Origin of the sequence: Microscilla marina ATCC 23134, assembly GCF_000169175.1 — a bacterium.
GTDB classification, from domain to species: Bacteria; Bacteroidota; Bacteroidia; order Cytophagales; family Microscillaceae; genus Microscilla; species Microscilla marina.
This window is the reverse complement of the sequence record NZ_AAWS01000011.1, coordinates 105,407-121,542: the sequence shown is the minus strand read 5'-3', so window position 1 is coordinate 121,542 and position 16,136 is coordinate 105,407. Positions and strand designations below refer to the sequence as shown.

Sequence of the window (16,136 nt, the reverse complement as noted above, 5' to 3'; positions counted from 1 at the left end):
TAGCGAGTAAAGCAATTTACTGACAAGCCTTTAAAACCATAAAACATTATTAGTCAATCAATTAAACAAGTACTTGTTCAACAAATATCCGTGTTTACCCTGATAAAAATCAGGATAAACACGGAGGACACCTTCAGTTTTTCTATTGTGCTAAGCACTGCTTGGGTGAACGTCCAAAACGTTGTTTAAACAAAGTAGAAAAGGTGCTGGCGTGCTCAAAGCCGCTGTTCAATGCTACTTGAATAACCGATTCGGGCTTTCCGTTGGCGAGTTCTTGCCAGGCAAGCTGTAGTTGTACTTCTCTGATTAATTGGGCTGGGGTAACCCCCAATACTGATTGCAAGCGTCGGTTCAATTGGCGTTTGCTCAGGCAGGCAATAGAGGCAAGTTCTTCTACCTTGAGAGAAGCTTGCCTCAAGTGTTGCTCTATGGCATTTTCTAAGCTTTTGATCCAGTTGCGGTCTTTATCGCTTAGGGTATGGTGCACAATTGCCTGACAAAGCAAAGGTTGTAGCTGACTCACTTGCCTGTAACCAAACAGCATTTCTTCTATCTCTGCCAGTTTTTCTACCAAGCTTTTTTTACTGTGGTGACATCCGCCAGCAGCTTGCCTAAAAGATAGCAGGTTCAGTTGCCCCGTGGCTGATTTATGCAAAATCACAGTCGTTTGGGGATTCTTCATTGCTTGATTTTTTGCCTCCTGACAAATATTACAGTCATTGGCTGTCAACTCTGGGGTTTGGGTGGTGCGCAAAAAACTTATGTGTTGGTCTGTAAACTCTGAGGCAGCAAAGCATAAAAGCTCGGGCTGAAACGCTCTCAATTTTGATAGTTCTTTTGGGCTTGCTACTGCTTCGCCCAAAATCATGATAAAAAAATCGGTGGTCATCATTTTACATAGGTTGAGTATACTTTTTCATCTAAGGAATGATACCGAAATAAATTTACATTCTTAAGCTTATGTTTTACCGCCATGTTTCGTTGTAAAATCTTTCAATAGCGCTGCTATGACGCCGTCCCGCAGGGCTGGCTCAACATCCACTGGATATTGCCCTGCCTCACCTGACGAAAAAATCTTAGCCTAAACTATGTAAATTTATTTTTACACCATTCCTAATAGATGAATGAGCAGGGGTTCTAAAAATAAATTGCAGATAAATCAATACTCCGCAGTGATTTTAGTCAAAGTTGGTTGCTGGTTATCAGTTATTTATGAATTTAAAAACTATTTAATTGGGTGTTTAGTGATCTGGAAAAAATAAGATGTGCCAATTCAAGAAAATATATTGTTCTCAGACGATTCAAAAAAAACGGTGCATAGCCAAAGCTATGAAGCTTTTTTTTTGAGAAGAATGAGGGCAATAGATACACTTTAATGGCTCAAATTATTTATGAAAGATCACTTAGGCGTAAAACCGAAACACTTTTAAAAATAAAGTGAGTACACAATCTTAATATAAAACACTGGTTTACAGCATTTAACAAGGTGAATATTTACTCAAATCAGCTATGGACTATCGACTAAATGCTATGGACTATTGTAAATTAAATCGGGAGTAAAATTCTCACTTAAGGGCATCTAATACCATCGGGGGAAACTGGCATTTTGACAAAATAGGGGTTTTCTCAGAGGTTTCTCGGGGTTTTCACGGAGATGATGTTAAAAAGTCCTTTTTCAGCAAGTAGTTGTCCTTTTTGAGAAAATGGGAAGGTAAGTTTTGGGCTAGGTTTGCAATGTTGATTATTCAATAGGCGGTTGCCGAAAAGCCTTGAAGAGAGTAGGTAAATCCAACTTAAAAGTTATTAACATCATGTCAAATTCAAAAAAAAAATTAAATGTAATACAAGAAGGAGTGTTAAGTGTACTTGGACCAACTCCAATAAATGATTCTACTTACTTACGTAGCGTAAATGTAACTATTGACAACAAGATTAAAGAGTTACCCAAAAACGTTCAGTGGAATATTACCATAATGTCTAGCCTCCTTTACCCAACACAAGGAACATGGGAAGAAAGATTAGAGCCTGGAACTCAACTAGACTTTGGAGGTGATCCACTAATAGCATCAGCTTCTAATACTACATATCCTCAAGGAGTAAGAGGGTTTATTAGATTAAACGTTTTTGGAAATAATCAGGCGACTATTAATTTTAGTAACCAAATTTCTGAAATGCACGGTGATGTTAATGGTCAGACTTACATCTATGTAGGAAATATTTTGTTTTCTGTAGAGAACATTGTACGAAATGGAATATTAAATGTAAATGTAACAACAATCAAGTATTGTCAATAAGGTATCCCCCCCTAGTGCAAGCTTAACGCAGTGTAGCTTGTGCTAGTTTATTGAGAAAGCATCCTGCTTTCATGTTTTTGCAAAAAACAAATTACTCTAAGCATAACAAAAAGCCCAATTCATGTTTGCCTGAACTGGGGCTTTGTTTTGCTTGCGCAATGGAAGCTGCAAGCTTCCCCAAGACTAGGTACAAGCTACGCTCACGCTAAGCTTGCACCAGTGCTTTGAAAAGTAGTTTTACTTTTGGCTTGCGTCGGTTGGGGGATGTTGAGCCAGACACCCCCTAGCGCAAGCTTAACGCAGTGTAGCTTGTGCTAGTTTATTGAGAAAGCATCCTGCTTTCATGTTTTTGCAAAAAACAAATTACTCTAAGCATAACAAAAAGCCCAATTCATGTTTGCCTGAACTGGGCTTTGTTTTGCTGGCGCAATGGAAGCTGCAAGCTTCCCCAATACTAGGTACAAGCTACGCTCACGCTAAGCTTGCACCAGTGCTTTGAAAAGTAGTTTTACTTTTGGCTTGCGTTGGTTGGGGCATCAAACACCCCCTAGCGCAAGCTTAACGCAGTGTAGCTTGTGCTAGTTTATTGAGAAAGCATCCTGCTTTCATGTTTTTGCAAAAAACAAATTACTCTAAGTATAACAAAAAGCCCAATTCAGGCTTGCCTGAACTGGGCTTTGTTTTGCTGGCGCAATGGAAGCTGCAAGCTTCCCCAATACTAGGTACAAGCTACGCTCACGCTAAGCTTGCACCAGTGCTTTGAAAAGTAGTTTTACTTTTGGCTTGCGTCGGCTAGGAAAAACCCCTCTAGCGCAAGCTTAACGCTGTGTAGCTTGTGCTAGTTTATTGAGAAAGCATCCTGATTTCATGTTTTTACAAAAAACAAATTACTCTAAGCATAACAAAAAGCCCAATTCATGTTTGCCTGAACTGGGCTTTGTTTTGCTGGCGCAATGGAAGCTGCAAGCTTCCCCAATACTAGGTACAAGCTACGCTCACGCTAAGCTTGCACCAGTGCTTTGAAAAGTAGTTTTACTTTTGGCTTGCGTCGGTTGGGGGATGTTGAGCCAGACACCCCCTAGCGCAAGCTTAACGCAGTGTAGCTTGTGCTAGTTTATTGAGAAAGCATCCTGCTTTCAGGTTTTTGCAAAAAACAAATTACTCTAAGCATAACAAAAAGCCCAATTCATGCTTGCCTGAACTGGGCTTTGTTTTGCTTGCGCAATGGAAGCTGCAAGCTTCCCCAATACTAGGTACAAGCTACGCTCATGCTAAGCTTGCACCAGTGCTTTGAAAAGTAGTTTTACTTTTGGCTTGCGTTGGTTGGGTTTATAAAACTTCTACCTACCGATTTTATAAACCGCTAAAAATCAACGTCCTATAAAATCGGTAAGTTGCTTGTAGAGCAGCGTCAAACTTGAAGCACCGATATGCATCGGCATCTAAGGACTTGAGGCTGTAGAAGCTATCGACTGAATGCTATCTAATGCGCCTCCAACCAAGTCGTCCCCTCTCCTACTTCTACCTCCATAGGCACTTGCATGGTGCGATTAATAGAAGATAAAGCATTTTTCATCAAGTCTACAATGGCGGGTTTTAGTATGCCCAGTTCATCTTTGTGGGCATCAAACACCAATTCATCGTGTACTTGCAGAATCATTTTGCTTTTGAGATGCTCTTTTTTGAGAAATTCGTGCAAACGAATCATCGCAATTTTGATCATGTCGGCGGCGCTTCCTTGGATGGGCGCGTTGATAGCGTTGCGTTCGGCATTGCCCCGCTCCACCGCATTGCGTGAATTGATGTTGCGCAAATAACGACGACGCCCTAGTATGGTTTCTACATACTCTTGCTCGCGTGCCTTATTGATCATGTCATCCATGTATTGCTTCACCGCAGGAAATTCTTCAAAATAGGCTTTGATGATCTCGCCCGCTTCTTTGCGTGGAATGTTCAAACGCTCGGAAAGCCCATGCGCCGAAATACCGTAAATAATCCCAAAGTTGGCAGTTTTTGCCTTGCGTCGCATGTCGCTGTCTACTTGGTCGAGCGGTACTTTGTATATTTTGCTGGCGGTAGTGGCGTGAATGTCTTCGCCATTTTGGAAAGCCTTGATCATAGTAGCATCCTGGCTAAACTCTGCCATAATACGCAACTCAATTTGAGAATAATCTGCTGCTAACAATACAAACTCATCGCTGCGCGGAATAAAAGCACGACGCACTTCACGCCCTTGAGCGGTACGGATAGGAATGTTTTGCAGGTTGGGGTTGGTAGAACTCAAACGACCTGTGGCAGCTACGGCCTGGTTATAAGAAGTATGAATCAAGCCCGTTTTTTTGTTGACCAATTCAGGCAAAGCATCTACGTAAGTGTTCTTCAGCTTTTGCAAGCCTCTAAAATCCAAGATGTGCTGCACAATCTCGTTTTTGTCGGCAAGCTTTACCAAAATCTCTTCGCCCGTGGCATATTGCCCCGACTTGGTTTTTTTGGCTTTGGGGTCTAGCTGTAGTTTGCCAAACAAGATTTCGCCCAGTTGTTTGGGGGAGGCAATATTGAACTGTTCACCCGCAATTTTGTAAATCTTTTCTTCCAACACCACCACCTCTTTGGCAAGTTCTTTCGACAATTTTGCCAAGCTCTCCGAGTCTAGCCTTACTCCGTTGGTTTCTACCGTGGCAAGCACCTCAATCAAAGGGGTTTCTACTTCGTCGAGCAACTTCTCTAGGGTTACTTTTTCGCCACCATCTTCAGGGGCAGGGTGGCGCAAGTCTTGAGCCTTTATCTGGGCATCAAAAATTTCTTTCAATTGCAAAGTAATGTCGGCATCTTCGCCTGCATACTCGGTTATTTTATCTAGTTCCACATCGCGCATGCTGCCTTGCTTCTTCCCTTTTTTGCCAATCAAACTCGTAATTTCTACTGGCTCATAGTTGAGGTAACTCTTGGCAAGCACGTCCATATTGTGGCGCATGTCGGGTTGCAGCAGGTAATGCGCCAACATCGTATCAAAAAACTTTCCCTTGGGCTCAATGCCATAGTTTTTGAGCACCACCCAATCGTATTTTAGGTTTTGGGCAATTTTGCCAATGCTTTCGTCCTCAAAAACCTCTTTAAACTCATCAACAATTGCCTGGGCTTCTTTTTGATCGGCAGGTGTAGGCACATAGTACGCCTCGCCCGCATAAGTAGCAAAGGCGATTCCTACCAATTCGGCATCTTGAGCTACTAAACTCGTAGTTTCGGTATCAAAACAAAACTCGTCTTGCTGCTTGAGATGGGCAATCAGCTCGGTACGTTTTCCGGGAGTATCTATAGCATAATAATGGTGTACGGTGTTGCCAATATTTGCCAGACTGGTGGCGGGGGCTGTGGCTTGGCTATCATCGGCAGGGGTGCCATCACCAAACAACCCCATTTGGTTGGCGGCTACTTTGGGGCTACGCTTGGTCTTTTTCTTGGTGGCACCAGCCGGGGCATCTTCTTTAAACAAACGTCTGGTGAGGGTTCTAAACTCCAGCTCTTCAAACAACGCCTTCACTTTGTCTTTGTCAAACGATTCGTACTTCAGGTTTTCTTCGCTAAAGTCTATGGGCACTTCTATATTAATCGTGGCAAGTTTTTTCGAGAGCAACGCTTGGTCTCGACTGGCTTCTACCTTTTCTTTTTGTTTGCCTTTCAGTTTATCCGTATTTTCCAGCAAGCCTTCTACCGAGCCATACGCCTTCAAAAACTTCACGGCAGTTTTGGGACCTACGCCTGGTATGCCTGGTATATTATCTACAGCATCGCCTTGCATGCCCAAAAAGTCAATCACCTGATCTACCCGCTCAATGTCAAACTTTTCTAACACCTTGTTTACATCCCAAATATCAATGCCATTGCCCATGTACGAGGGTTTGTACAAAAATATTTTGTCTTCTACCAACTGCGCATAATCCTTGTCAATGGTCATCATGTATACCTCGTCGAACCCTTCGCGGGCAGCACGTTTGGCAATGGTACCTATAATATCGTCGGCTTCGTAACCAGGCAACACCAACGCCGGAATCTTAAACGCCTCTACCATTTTGTAGATATAAGGGATGGCATTGGTAATGTCTTCGGGTTGCTCTTCTCGGTTGGCTTTGTATTCTTTGTATTCTATATGTCTAAAGGTGGGCTCAGCAGTATCAAAGGCAATGCCTATGTGGGTGGGATTTTCTTTTTGTAATACTTCTACCAATGAGTTAGTAAAGCCAAGCACCGCTCCGGTGTTCATTCCTTTAGAGTTGATCCGGGGGTTTTTGCTAAAAGCAAAATGCGCCCGATAGATCATAGCCATGGCGTCTAACAAAAAAAGTTTTTTCATGTGTATTTTTTTTAGTCAAGAGTTTTTTAGTCGATAGCCTCGGCAAGGTTCTAGGGACTAGGTGCTAGGCACACCCTGTGCTATAGGCAACTAACAAATCCATAGTACACTCATTTTCAATGGGTTATAAATTTATTAGTTAAAAGTCCAATGCTGTTACCTACTCCACCACTTCCAACAAGGTACGGAAAGCATTCATCTTGTTGCCGTAGCGGTCTACAGCTTCCTTGCGCAATTTTTCGGCGTGATTGTCTACATAACTTTGATAATCGCCCATGCTGTTGGCTACATAATGACAAGCATAGGTGGTGGCTATAGCCTGAGGGTCGTCTACCAATACTTTCATTACTTTGCTCTCGGTAAAACAGCCAGTAGCCATTACATCGGGCACATGGTGTTCATTCATCCAGTTCAGCCATTCTTCACGCACGTCATTTTCAATCAATATTGTTACATTGTATACAATTTTTGCCATATTTTTTATAGTTTGCCGGATGCTTATCCTGGTTTTACCAACTGAAATAAAAGTGAATATTTTAGGGCAAAATAACAAGTTTAAAACAGATTTTGCTAACTTTTGAAGGAAGTAATCAAAGAGTATGTTTAAAAATTAATTAGTTGTTTTATGTTCAACAGTGAAACAGGGCTCCGAATCAAGTTTGGTTTGATCTGCCTGAACACAAAACGCATCATCAGTCACTTTAGACAAGCGCTTGTGGAAAAACTGTGAACTCATTATTTTTTATATATTTTCAAACACAAATTTGCTAAAACAGTATGAAAACATTTTCTAAATTTTTATTTGCCGCTTTGATAGCATTTGGTATACAAGCTTGTGGAGGGGGCGACAAAGCCAACAACAGCGAAGGTGATACTACCCAAACCACACAAGACACTGCAGCTAACGCTGAAAACAAAACGCCCGAAACAAAAGTAGAAGAAAACAACACTAAACCAGCGGGTGATACCACTGACGGGAATAAAACAGCAGAAAGAAATACAGATAAAGAAAAACTTCTGGTGGGGGTTTGGGGCGACAAGCCCAACATGAGCCAGTTTACTTTTAAAGAAGATGGCACCTTTGAAGAGATCACTCCAGTGCCAGTCATTACAGGCACTTACAAAGTAATAGGCAATGTGCTGATGATAGAGGGAATAAAAAAAATGGATGGGGCTGAGGATGAAAAGTACAAAGACCAGTACGATATAGAGCAGCTTGATAGCAAAAAAATGATTAAGCTCAAAAAAGGAGAGTTAGTTCGTGTATTTCGCTATGACGAAAAACTGTAAACATTTGCATATAAAACAAAGCCCTGAAGCTTATCGTAGCTTCAGGGCTTTGTTTTATATGCATTATATTTCTGCCTCTTTGCCAAGTTACTTAGCGTGGGTTTGAGCGTGTTGATAAGCCGCTAAAATATCGGGATGAAACACTTCCAAAAACTTGTCTAACGGTTGTTTGGCTCTGGCAGCATAAGTTACCAAAGGCTCCAGCGGCTGTCCCAGGTCATAATGGTTATGTACTACCCAGTACACACTTTTCTGTACACTGTTTGCCTGAGTTTCCAGGTTAAAGGGTGGCAAATTATCTGGTGCTTGCACACCTTCAAGTTTGGTAGTAATTTCTTTTACTATTTCCTCAACTTCCATACAACAATACTATTTATATATGTTCAACCTGATCTAAAGTTAACCCAGTGGCGTCGCTTATGTCTTTCAGTGAAAAACCTTTTTCTTTCATCCTTAAGACGGTTTGATGTAAACCTTGTTCTATACCTTCTTCTCTGCCTTGTTCTAACCCCTTTTTAAGAGAAGTCTGAATCACATTATCCCAATCACGGTAATTTTTCAAACTATCCTGATAAGCAATTTGCTGTTTTTTATCAAAGTGAGCTATCTCAGCAGCATCCAGTAGTTTTTGAAAAACTTTCTCTTGTAAAGCCGCCGGACGCTCTTGTAACTTACCCAAGTTCTGAAAAATATACATCCATTTATCATAATGCGTCTCAAGTTCATGCTTTTCTTTACTAAATTTGGGTATTTCGAGGTAAGTAAGCTGTAGTTTATCATTAAACACCTCGTTGGTTTCCAAATCTACCAATTGCACCTTGTGGTGAAAAGTAGAGACATTTTTGGCGAAGACAAAGTCCAGAAAGGCAATGGTATATACCCCCTTTAATTCAAAGTTCCATTTTTTACCCGGCTCTGCCTGCTCTTGAACAGGAAAAGTCGTATAATAAATGCTACGGTCTATTCTTGAGCCTTGCTGCACTTTTTGAAGCTGCACAATAAACTTTTCGTCTTGTTTATTTTCACAATATACAACCAAGGTATTTGCAGCAGCTACCGAGTCCTGCGCCAACCTTTCATTGGTCAAATAAGTCAGCACATGTATACTTTCATGCAGCAATTCATTGATAAAGTCAATCAACAAATCTTTATTGCGCTCTTCACCAAATAGCTTTTTAAAGCCAAAATCGGTAAAAGGGTTTATAAATTTCTCCATACTGAAAGCAAGTTTAACAAGTGTTTCCAAAAATAACCTTTTTTAGACACAAACACATCACTTAAAGGCAATCATTACCCCTTCCATTTGATATTACAGCCTACGCTAGGGGTTTGGTCAGTGCTTACTGGTTTGCCCGCCAAAATAGCGTCTAAAGCCTGGCGCATGTCTTTGCCTGTAACGGGTACATTGCTTCCAGGGCGTGAACCATCCAACTGTCCTCTATATACGCAACGCAGGTTGCCGTCAAAAATATTAAAATCAGGCGTACACTCTGCGGTATAAGCTTTTGCCACCTCCTGAGTTTCGTCATACAAATAAGGGAAAGGATAACCTAAACGAGTGGCTTCTGTTTTCATTTGCTCTGGACCATCGGCAGGGTATGCTTCAGCGTCGTTCGAGCTAATGGCCACAAAAGCTACGCCTTTGGGCATATAGTCGTTTGCCAGCGCTACCAAGGCATCATTTACGTGTTTTACATAAGGGCAGTGGTTGCAAATAAACATTACTACCGTCGCCTTGTCAGATTTGAGTTGTTCCAAACTCATTGTTTTACCCGAGACAGTATCGGGCAGGGTAAAATCAGGGGCAATAAAGCCCAAAGGTATTTGTTTGGTTGGAGTTAATGCCATGTTTAGTTAATAGTTTAATAGTCAATAGACGATAGTTTTTAGCTACGCTTTAGGCGATAGCATATAGTTTGTATAGTGGCTTCGCAAACAATAGAGCAATCAAGCCATTCTCTAGAATCTATACCCCAGCCCCAGCTCAAAATTATCGGCAGCACCTAGTTGGGTTTTAATAGCAAATGAAGTAAAAAGTTCTCGATAAAAACGCCATTTAAAGCCATATTTATTATACCATACCGCGTCAAACGGTTGGGGTTTGTATACATACACCCCCGCCTGAATCATAATTGCCATTTGCCCCACCAAAATATCCATGCCAGTAAGCACCGCCGCCCTTCCGGGCAATGCAGGTTCAGGTTGGTTTTTGCCATCAGGAATATACTCTTTGTACAAATTATTATAGATCGCTTCTACCCCCAATAACCAACTCACTTTACGGCTAATGCGTTTTTCGCCCAAAAAGTTCACATTATATACCGCATACTTTCGCCCTCCTGTAGGGTATTGCTCCAGCATACCAAACGCTCCTGATATATTCCAACGCCACTTTTTTGGTTTATAGAAGGTAGTATCTACCTTGTTTTCTACTGGTTTATTTTGCCTGTATTTTATCCCTAAACCCAACGACAAAGCATTGATTCCCCCATTGGGCATTTGCAGTGCGGCATTGGAATAGTGAATGATGCCTGCTTCGGCAGATAGCTGAAGCCGTGGAGTTAAGTAATAGTTATAGCTTAACATCAGCTCAAAAGAATAGTTAAACTGGCTACCTACATAAGTGTTTTTTCGGTTGCGAAACTTACGGTAGTTTTCGGTCAGGTAAGCTACCCCATAGCCCACCAACAAGTGCCAATCGTGTCGTTTTCTTTGCTTCAACGGAAAGTCTCCCACTCCTTGTAAGCTATAGGCTTTGCCCAAAAACTCGTTGCGAAAGTCATAGTGGATAAATGTAACCCCAAAACGAGGCGATTTATACCAATGGTGCCAGTCTTTATTGCCCGATGTTTGTTTCATTAGCCTCAGCTCTACCCCTTTTGGGCTTGCGGTAGTCAGTTGAGGCGAGGTAAGGCTAATGGGAATAAGTAAACCCGTAAGTGCCTGAGCGTCTACACTCAAGTTTTGCGCCTTGAGGGTACCTTGCCAAAACACCCCTATCAGCAAGCAGTACACGCATTGTATCAATTTATTTTTTTGTGTCATCATACTTAATTCATCATTTACCTGCCACCACTCTGCCAGGTCCTGTCACATTGCTTTTTACATAAGAGGGGTTGCCATAATAAATAATATCGCCTGTACTCTCTACCGTGGCAACGAGCGAGTCCAACACGGTTACCTCAAACTGTCCCTCGTCGCGGGTGCGGGCAGTACAATGGGTAGTCACAAAGTTTTTACCCTTAAAAAAACCTACATTATGCGAAAACAAGTTGCTGCGCTCGCTTTTGCCATGCACCTCCAAATCGCCCAACTCTAGCATAGTACAGCTAAAATTTGTCACATTTACCAATAGCTTCACATTGCCATTGCCTTTTATATTTACCAGCAAGTTGGCATTTCTTAGCGTATCAACCGACAAAATATTGCCAAAACCCAAGTGGTCTATTTGCGCCAGTGTCTGATATTTTACCCTTACAGTTGGTTGGCTTCCTCCCCTCGACCAATGGCATTTATTATTGTTGGTAATCATGAGTTTACCGCTTTCGGCGTTTACCTCAGTACGAATGTTACCAATAAGGTTTTTACCCGAAATTACTTCTACTTCGGGCGCACTACCTTGCTCAAGCACTACGTCTACCCAACCATCTACCTCTAGCGCGCTAAAGCTATCAATACTTCTTGTCTGGCTAATGGTTTTGCCCTGCCCTTTGAGGCAACCATTCTGACACCCTGGCAAAATGATCAGGCAAACCACTATCAAAATATAAGTGAATTGTTTAGTATAATTCATTGTTATTGACTGATAAGATTATTTTTGTAGTTTTAGAGCTTGTTTACAAATTTTTTTGTAAAAGATCTACTGTACCTTGTAAGGCTCATCCAACAGCTTGTAAAAATATGCATAAATTTAAATTTTGACTGCATAAGGTTCATGATTACCTAAACATTGCCTGAATTTTGTAATACTTTATCAAGGCTTCAGATACATTTAGTATATATTTGCATAAAAATATTATCTTTATTGACTTCTGCTATTAGAATTAGCTAACACAAAGTGGGCAGTTTTGCTGCAAAAATTACAGTTGAGATTTCTATGCAATAATTTGATATGATTAAAGCTTTTCAAAAAAGTTTAAAATCGTTGGCTACAGCAGGTAGCACCGAAGATGACTCATTCTTTGTCAAAAATCATAAGTATGCCTTCACACTTTATGGTTGCTTTATGGTTTTTGCCGGAGCATATTGGTCTATTGCGGGTTTTGTGTTAGGCTATTATTGGTTAGGCATTACCTCGGCAGTATACCTATTGCTTACTTTGGGCAACCTCCGCCTTTTCTTCAAGAAAAAGTCCTTGCTGTTTCCCCGCACATTTCAAGTAGCCAGTGGTGTACTACTACCCTTTGTATTTCAATGGTTAATGGGTGGTTTTCAGGCTTCTGGCACATTTTTGCTGTGGGCATTGCCCAGTGCGCTGGGAGGGCTCACCTGTACACCTTTTCGTCAAGCGGCTTATTGGCTCTATGTGTTTTTGTTGGGCATTTTTGTATCTATTATCATAGACAACCAACTCACTACCTTACTCAACCTTCAGCAAGCACCTCAACAACACCCTTACTTCTTCTCCGTCAACTTAGCCATTATCATGTTGGTAGTTGCCTTTGTGGCCAGTCAATTTGTCAATAGCAGTGTACAACTACAAAGGGTACTAAGGGGGCAATTGTCGGCGCTTAACTATAGCATGGGCACACTGGAACTAGACAAACATGGGCGCATTACTTTTGCCAATGATTTGTTTTGCCGTTTTTTAAACATCAAAAAAAAACGGTTGTTAGGCAAACGCCCCAAAACATTCCTCCAGTCGCAACGCTGGGATAACAAAACCCACTACAAGATATTTTGGTCTACTCTCAAACAAGGCATCAGTCAATCGGGCGAATTTGAATACCCGACCCAACGTGATGGCAGCTATTGGTTAGCGATGACTTTTACCCCTGTATTTAGCAGCGAAAACCAATTAATAAAGGTGATTGTAATTGCGAATAATATCACCGAAAACAATCGTAAAAAACAAGAAATAGAGGAGTCTAACCAACGACTGTACTCATCGGAAGAAGAGTTACGCCAAAACATGGAAGAACTTTTGGCTACTCAAGAACACTTACGCCGGGTAGAAACAGAACAACGCGGGCACCTTGCTGCTATCAACCGTACACTTGCAGTAGCTGAGTACGATGTAAAAGGTAATATTATCGAGGCAAATACTTCTTTTTTGTATTTGATGAAGTATGAGAGAGAAGACTTGCTGGGCAAGCACCATGATGTATTGATAGATGAGTATGGTAAAAACGAGGAGAGTTATACTCATTTTTGGGAAGAGCTTCGAGAGGGTATTCCACATTCGGGCGATTTCAAACGAGTGAATCAATACCATGAAGATGTCTGGATCAACAGTTCTTATACTCCCATTACCGACGATAACGACAACGTAATTAAGATTGTACAACTTGCCAATGACATTACCGCTACTGAACAACAAAATATAGAGTACCGCGCCCGTAGCGATGCTTTTGCCAGATTCAATACTATCGTAGAGTTTTCTTTGGAAGGCAAAGTGGTTCATGCCAATGACTTTTTCATAAGAATGAGTGGTTATGAGCTTGAGGATGTGATCGGACAGGATTATGCTTTCTTTTTGCCCGACCGGGAAGAAAAAAGAGAGGTTTATAAACGTTTTTGGAGCAGTGTAAAACGCGCTGGGTTCTACGATGGAGTATTTCGTTGGATATCAAAACACGGTGAAGACCTGTGGTTCAGAGGGGTATATTCAGTGTTGAAAAACCACGATGGTGAACCGCTCAAAGTCATTAAGTTTGCTCAGGATGTGTCGAACGAAAAACTACTGGAAAAACAGGCACAAGAGCAAATAGAGCAAATAAAAACATCGGAACAAGAATTAAGGCGCAATGCAGACCAACTGTTGTCTGCCAATGAGGACATATCAAAAGCCAAACAACACCTCGAAGAAATCACCTCTTTTCAAAAAAGTATTCTTCAAAGTGCTGAGCTTTCTATTATATCTACCAACCTACACGGCATCATTACCAGTTTTAATCCAGCCGCTGCTAAGTGGTTGGGGTATGAAGCATCAGAATTGATAGACAAAAAAGATTTGTTGCTATTTCATGATGCCACTGAGATTGAAGCAAAAACCTTGGAAGTAGCCAAAACTCAAAAGAAAGAAGTACAAAGCATGGATGTGTTGCTTGGCAAAGCCCTGCAAGGCCAGGTAGATAGAAATGAATGGACCTATATACGCAAAGATAGGTCACAGTTTAGGGTGTTGTTGACTGTTTCTGGTATTCAGAATGATAACGATGAAATCATTGGTTTTTTGGCAGTGGCTAATGATATTACTGAGGAGTTTAAACAACGCCAAAAAGTAAGTATTCTGCTCAAAGAGGCAAAACAGCAACAAAACATGCTGAGCCGTATGGAAAAAACGGCTAAGGTAGGTGCCTGGGAGTATGACTTGCGAGACGAAAAAGGGCATCGTTTGGTATGGAGCGATCAAATGTTTAGGGTATACGAGGTGCCATTTAACATGGAGCCCACACTGGACGACTTCTTTAAATATTATAAAGAAGGAGATGCTCAAATAATCAAAGAACACTTTAATAGTGCATTGAAAAACGGTGACTCCTATGAGCTGGAGCTACAAATGGTATCTGCCAAGGGCAAAGAAATATGGGTAAGGGCTATTGGCAAAGCACAGCAGCGACGAGGCAAAACAGTACGCCTGTCTGGTACAATTCAAGACATTACCGAACGCAAAGAGATAGAAGAACAACAAGATCGTTTGGTGTCTATTTTAGAAGCATCGCCCAATCTGGTGGCAATGAACGATAACAAAGGACGGGTTATCTATATCAATCAAGGGGGCAAAGACATGCTGGGTTACCCACCAGAGTTTGATGAGTTTTATAACAGGGAAACCATCGATTTCCAGACAGCAGAAAGTATGGAGCTGATCAGAACCGAAGGGACCCCTTATGCCAAAGAACATGGAGTGTGGGTAGGCGAAACCGAATGGGTGCACAAAGATGGGCACGAAGTACCCACCAGTCAGATTATAGTGGCACACAAAAATGCTAATGGCTCTATCAAATATTTCTCTACAGTAGCTTTTGATATTAGTGAATTAAAAAACCAACAGCAAGAATTGGTGGCAGCCCGTGACATATTGGAAGACTCGCTGGAAGAGCTGAAAGCAAAAAATGAAATACTGGAAGCCTCTAAGCGCATACTGAGTGCAAGTAATGCCCGCATAGAGTCAAGTAGGGTACAGTTGGCAGAACAAAGCCAGAAGCTTACCAAGCAAAACAAAAACATTACTGACAGTATCAACTACGCCAGCCGTATTCAGCGGGCTTTGCTTACACGTGAACAAAAAATAATTGATAGCTTTAAGGAAGCTTTTATATTGTACTTGCCCAAAGACATTGTATCGGGTGATTTTTACTGGTATTCGGAAATAGAAAAAAACGGACAGGGTAATAAAAAGGTGTTGATTGCAGCTGATTGTACCGGGCACGGGGTACCAGGGGCATTGATGACCATTATAGGTAACAATATTTTGGACGATGTAATCAACAAACAACAAATACTCGAACCCGATCAGATTTTATATGAGCTTGACAATCAGCTGGTAGAGACACTCCACGCCAACAGTGATTCTCCTGAAGACAGCAAGGTAAATGATGGGATGGACATAAGCATTATGGTAATAGACGAAGACCAAAAACAATTACGCTTTGCCGCAGCAAAAAATCCCCTACTTTATGTAAGAGGTGGCGAAATTCATCAAGTAAGAGGCTCCAAGTTTCCGATTGGTAGCAATACTCAATATAAACTTCAGAAGGTGTTCGAAACTCATACAATAGATATACAACCTGGTGATATATTTTATATGATTTCAGATGGTTTTCAAGACCAATTTGGAGGAAAAAATGGTAAAAAATACCTTACCAAACGTTTTCGAAGTTTATTACTGTCTATCAGCCACTTGCCAATGGAGGCGCAGGGAAAGTACCTTGAGAAAGAAATTACTGAATGGCAAGGTGATGCTTCTCAAACTGATGATATATTGGTGATGGGGATTAAGTATTGAGCCATTGAAAACTCGTATTTCTGTAGGGGGC

At 41.4% G+C, this 16,136-nt stretch carries 11 protein-coding genes; 3 read left to right on the top strand and 8 right to left on the bottom strand.

Annotated features, from left to right (window positions below; genetic code table 11):
* Positions 1-142 precede the first annotated feature (142 nt).
* On the bottom strand, positions 143-892 hold the full coding sequence (locus M23134_RS12100; protein ID WP_002696380.1) for a helix-turn-helix transcriptional regulator: 750 nt from the start codon (positions 890-892) through the stop codon (positions 143-145).
* A gap of 919 nt (positions 893-1,811) precedes the next feature.
* On the opposite strand from M23134_RS12100, the gene M23134_RS12095 reads away from it, so the two are divergent.
* On the top strand, positions 1,812-2,294 hold the full coding sequence (locus M23134_RS12095) for a hypothetical protein (RefSeq protein WP_045113450.1): 483 nt from the start codon (positions 1,812-1,814) through the stop codon (positions 2,292-2,294).
* Positions 2,295-3,777: 1,483 nt separating this feature from the next.
* Here M23134_RS12095 and polA read toward each other — a convergent pair.
* Both polA and M23134_RS12085 read right to left on the bottom strand, forming a co-directional pair.
* Positions 3,778-6,645 carry a DNA polymerase I gene (polA, locus tag M23134_RS12090; protein WP_002696374.1) on the bottom strand — a complete coding sequence of 956 codons (2,868 nt, stop codon included), beginning with the start codon at positions 6,643-6,645 and terminating at the stop codon, positions 3,778-3,780.
* Positions 6,646-6,805: 160 nt separating this feature from the next.
* Entirely contained in the window at positions 6,806-7,120 is a 315-nt protein-coding gene (locus tag M23134_RS12085; protein ID WP_002696372.1) for a DUF4286 family protein, read from the bottom strand.
* Between the two features lie 302 nt (positions 7,121-7,422).
* On the opposite strand from M23134_RS12085, the gene M23134_RS12080 reads away from it, so the two are divergent.
* Complete coding sequence (locus M23134_RS12080; protein WP_002696370.1) at positions 7,423-7,935, top strand: hypothetical protein; 513 nt, start codon at positions 7,423-7,425, stop codon at positions 7,933-7,935.
* Positions 7,936-8,022: 87 nt separating this feature from the next.
* On the opposite strand, the gene M23134_RS12075 is transcribed toward M23134_RS12080, so the two are convergent.
* The 5 genes from M23134_RS12075 to M23134_RS12055 all read right to left on the bottom strand — a co-directional run bounded on the left by M23134_RS12075 (position 8,023) and on the right by M23134_RS12055 (position 11,728).
* Positions 8,023-8,295, bottom strand: a complete 273-nt coding sequence (locus M23134_RS12075; protein WP_002696368.1) for a hypothetical protein — start codon at positions 8,293-8,295, stop codon at positions 8,023-8,025.
* 13 nt (positions 8,296-8,308) lie between these two features.
* Entirely contained in the window at positions 8,309-9,151 is an 843-nt protein-coding gene (locus M23134_RS12070; RefSeq protein WP_002696366.1) for an Rpn family recombination-promoting nuclease/putative transposase, read from the bottom strand.
* A 74-nt stretch (positions 9,152-9,225) separates the two neighbouring features.
* Positions 9,226-9,783: a thioredoxin family protein gene (locus M23134_RS12065; protein WP_002696365.1), complete on the bottom strand. Its 558-nt coding sequence runs from the start codon at positions 9,781-9,783 to the stop codon at positions 9,226-9,228.
* Between the two features lie 111 nt (positions 9,784-9,894).
* On the bottom strand, positions 9,895-10,983 hold the full coding sequence (locus M23134_RS12060; protein ID WP_002696364.1) for an acyloxyacyl hydrolase: 1,089 nt from the start codon (positions 10,981-10,983) through the stop codon (positions 9,895-9,897).
* Positions 10,984-10,993: 10 nt separating this feature from the next.
* Positions 10,994-11,728: a GIN domain-containing protein gene (locus M23134_RS12055; RefSeq protein ID WP_045113448.1), complete on the bottom strand. Its 735-nt coding sequence runs from the start codon at positions 11,726-11,728 to the stop codon at positions 10,994-10,996.
* A gap of 318 nt (positions 11,729-12,046) precedes the next feature.
* Here M23134_RS12055 and M23134_RS12050 point away from each other — a divergent pair, with 318 nt between their 5' ends.
* Entirely contained in the window at positions 12,047-16,105 is a 4,059-nt protein-coding gene (locus M23134_RS12050) for a SpoIIE family protein phosphatase (protein ID WP_002696362.1), read from the top strand.
* Positions 16,106-16,136 lie beyond the last annotated feature (31 nt).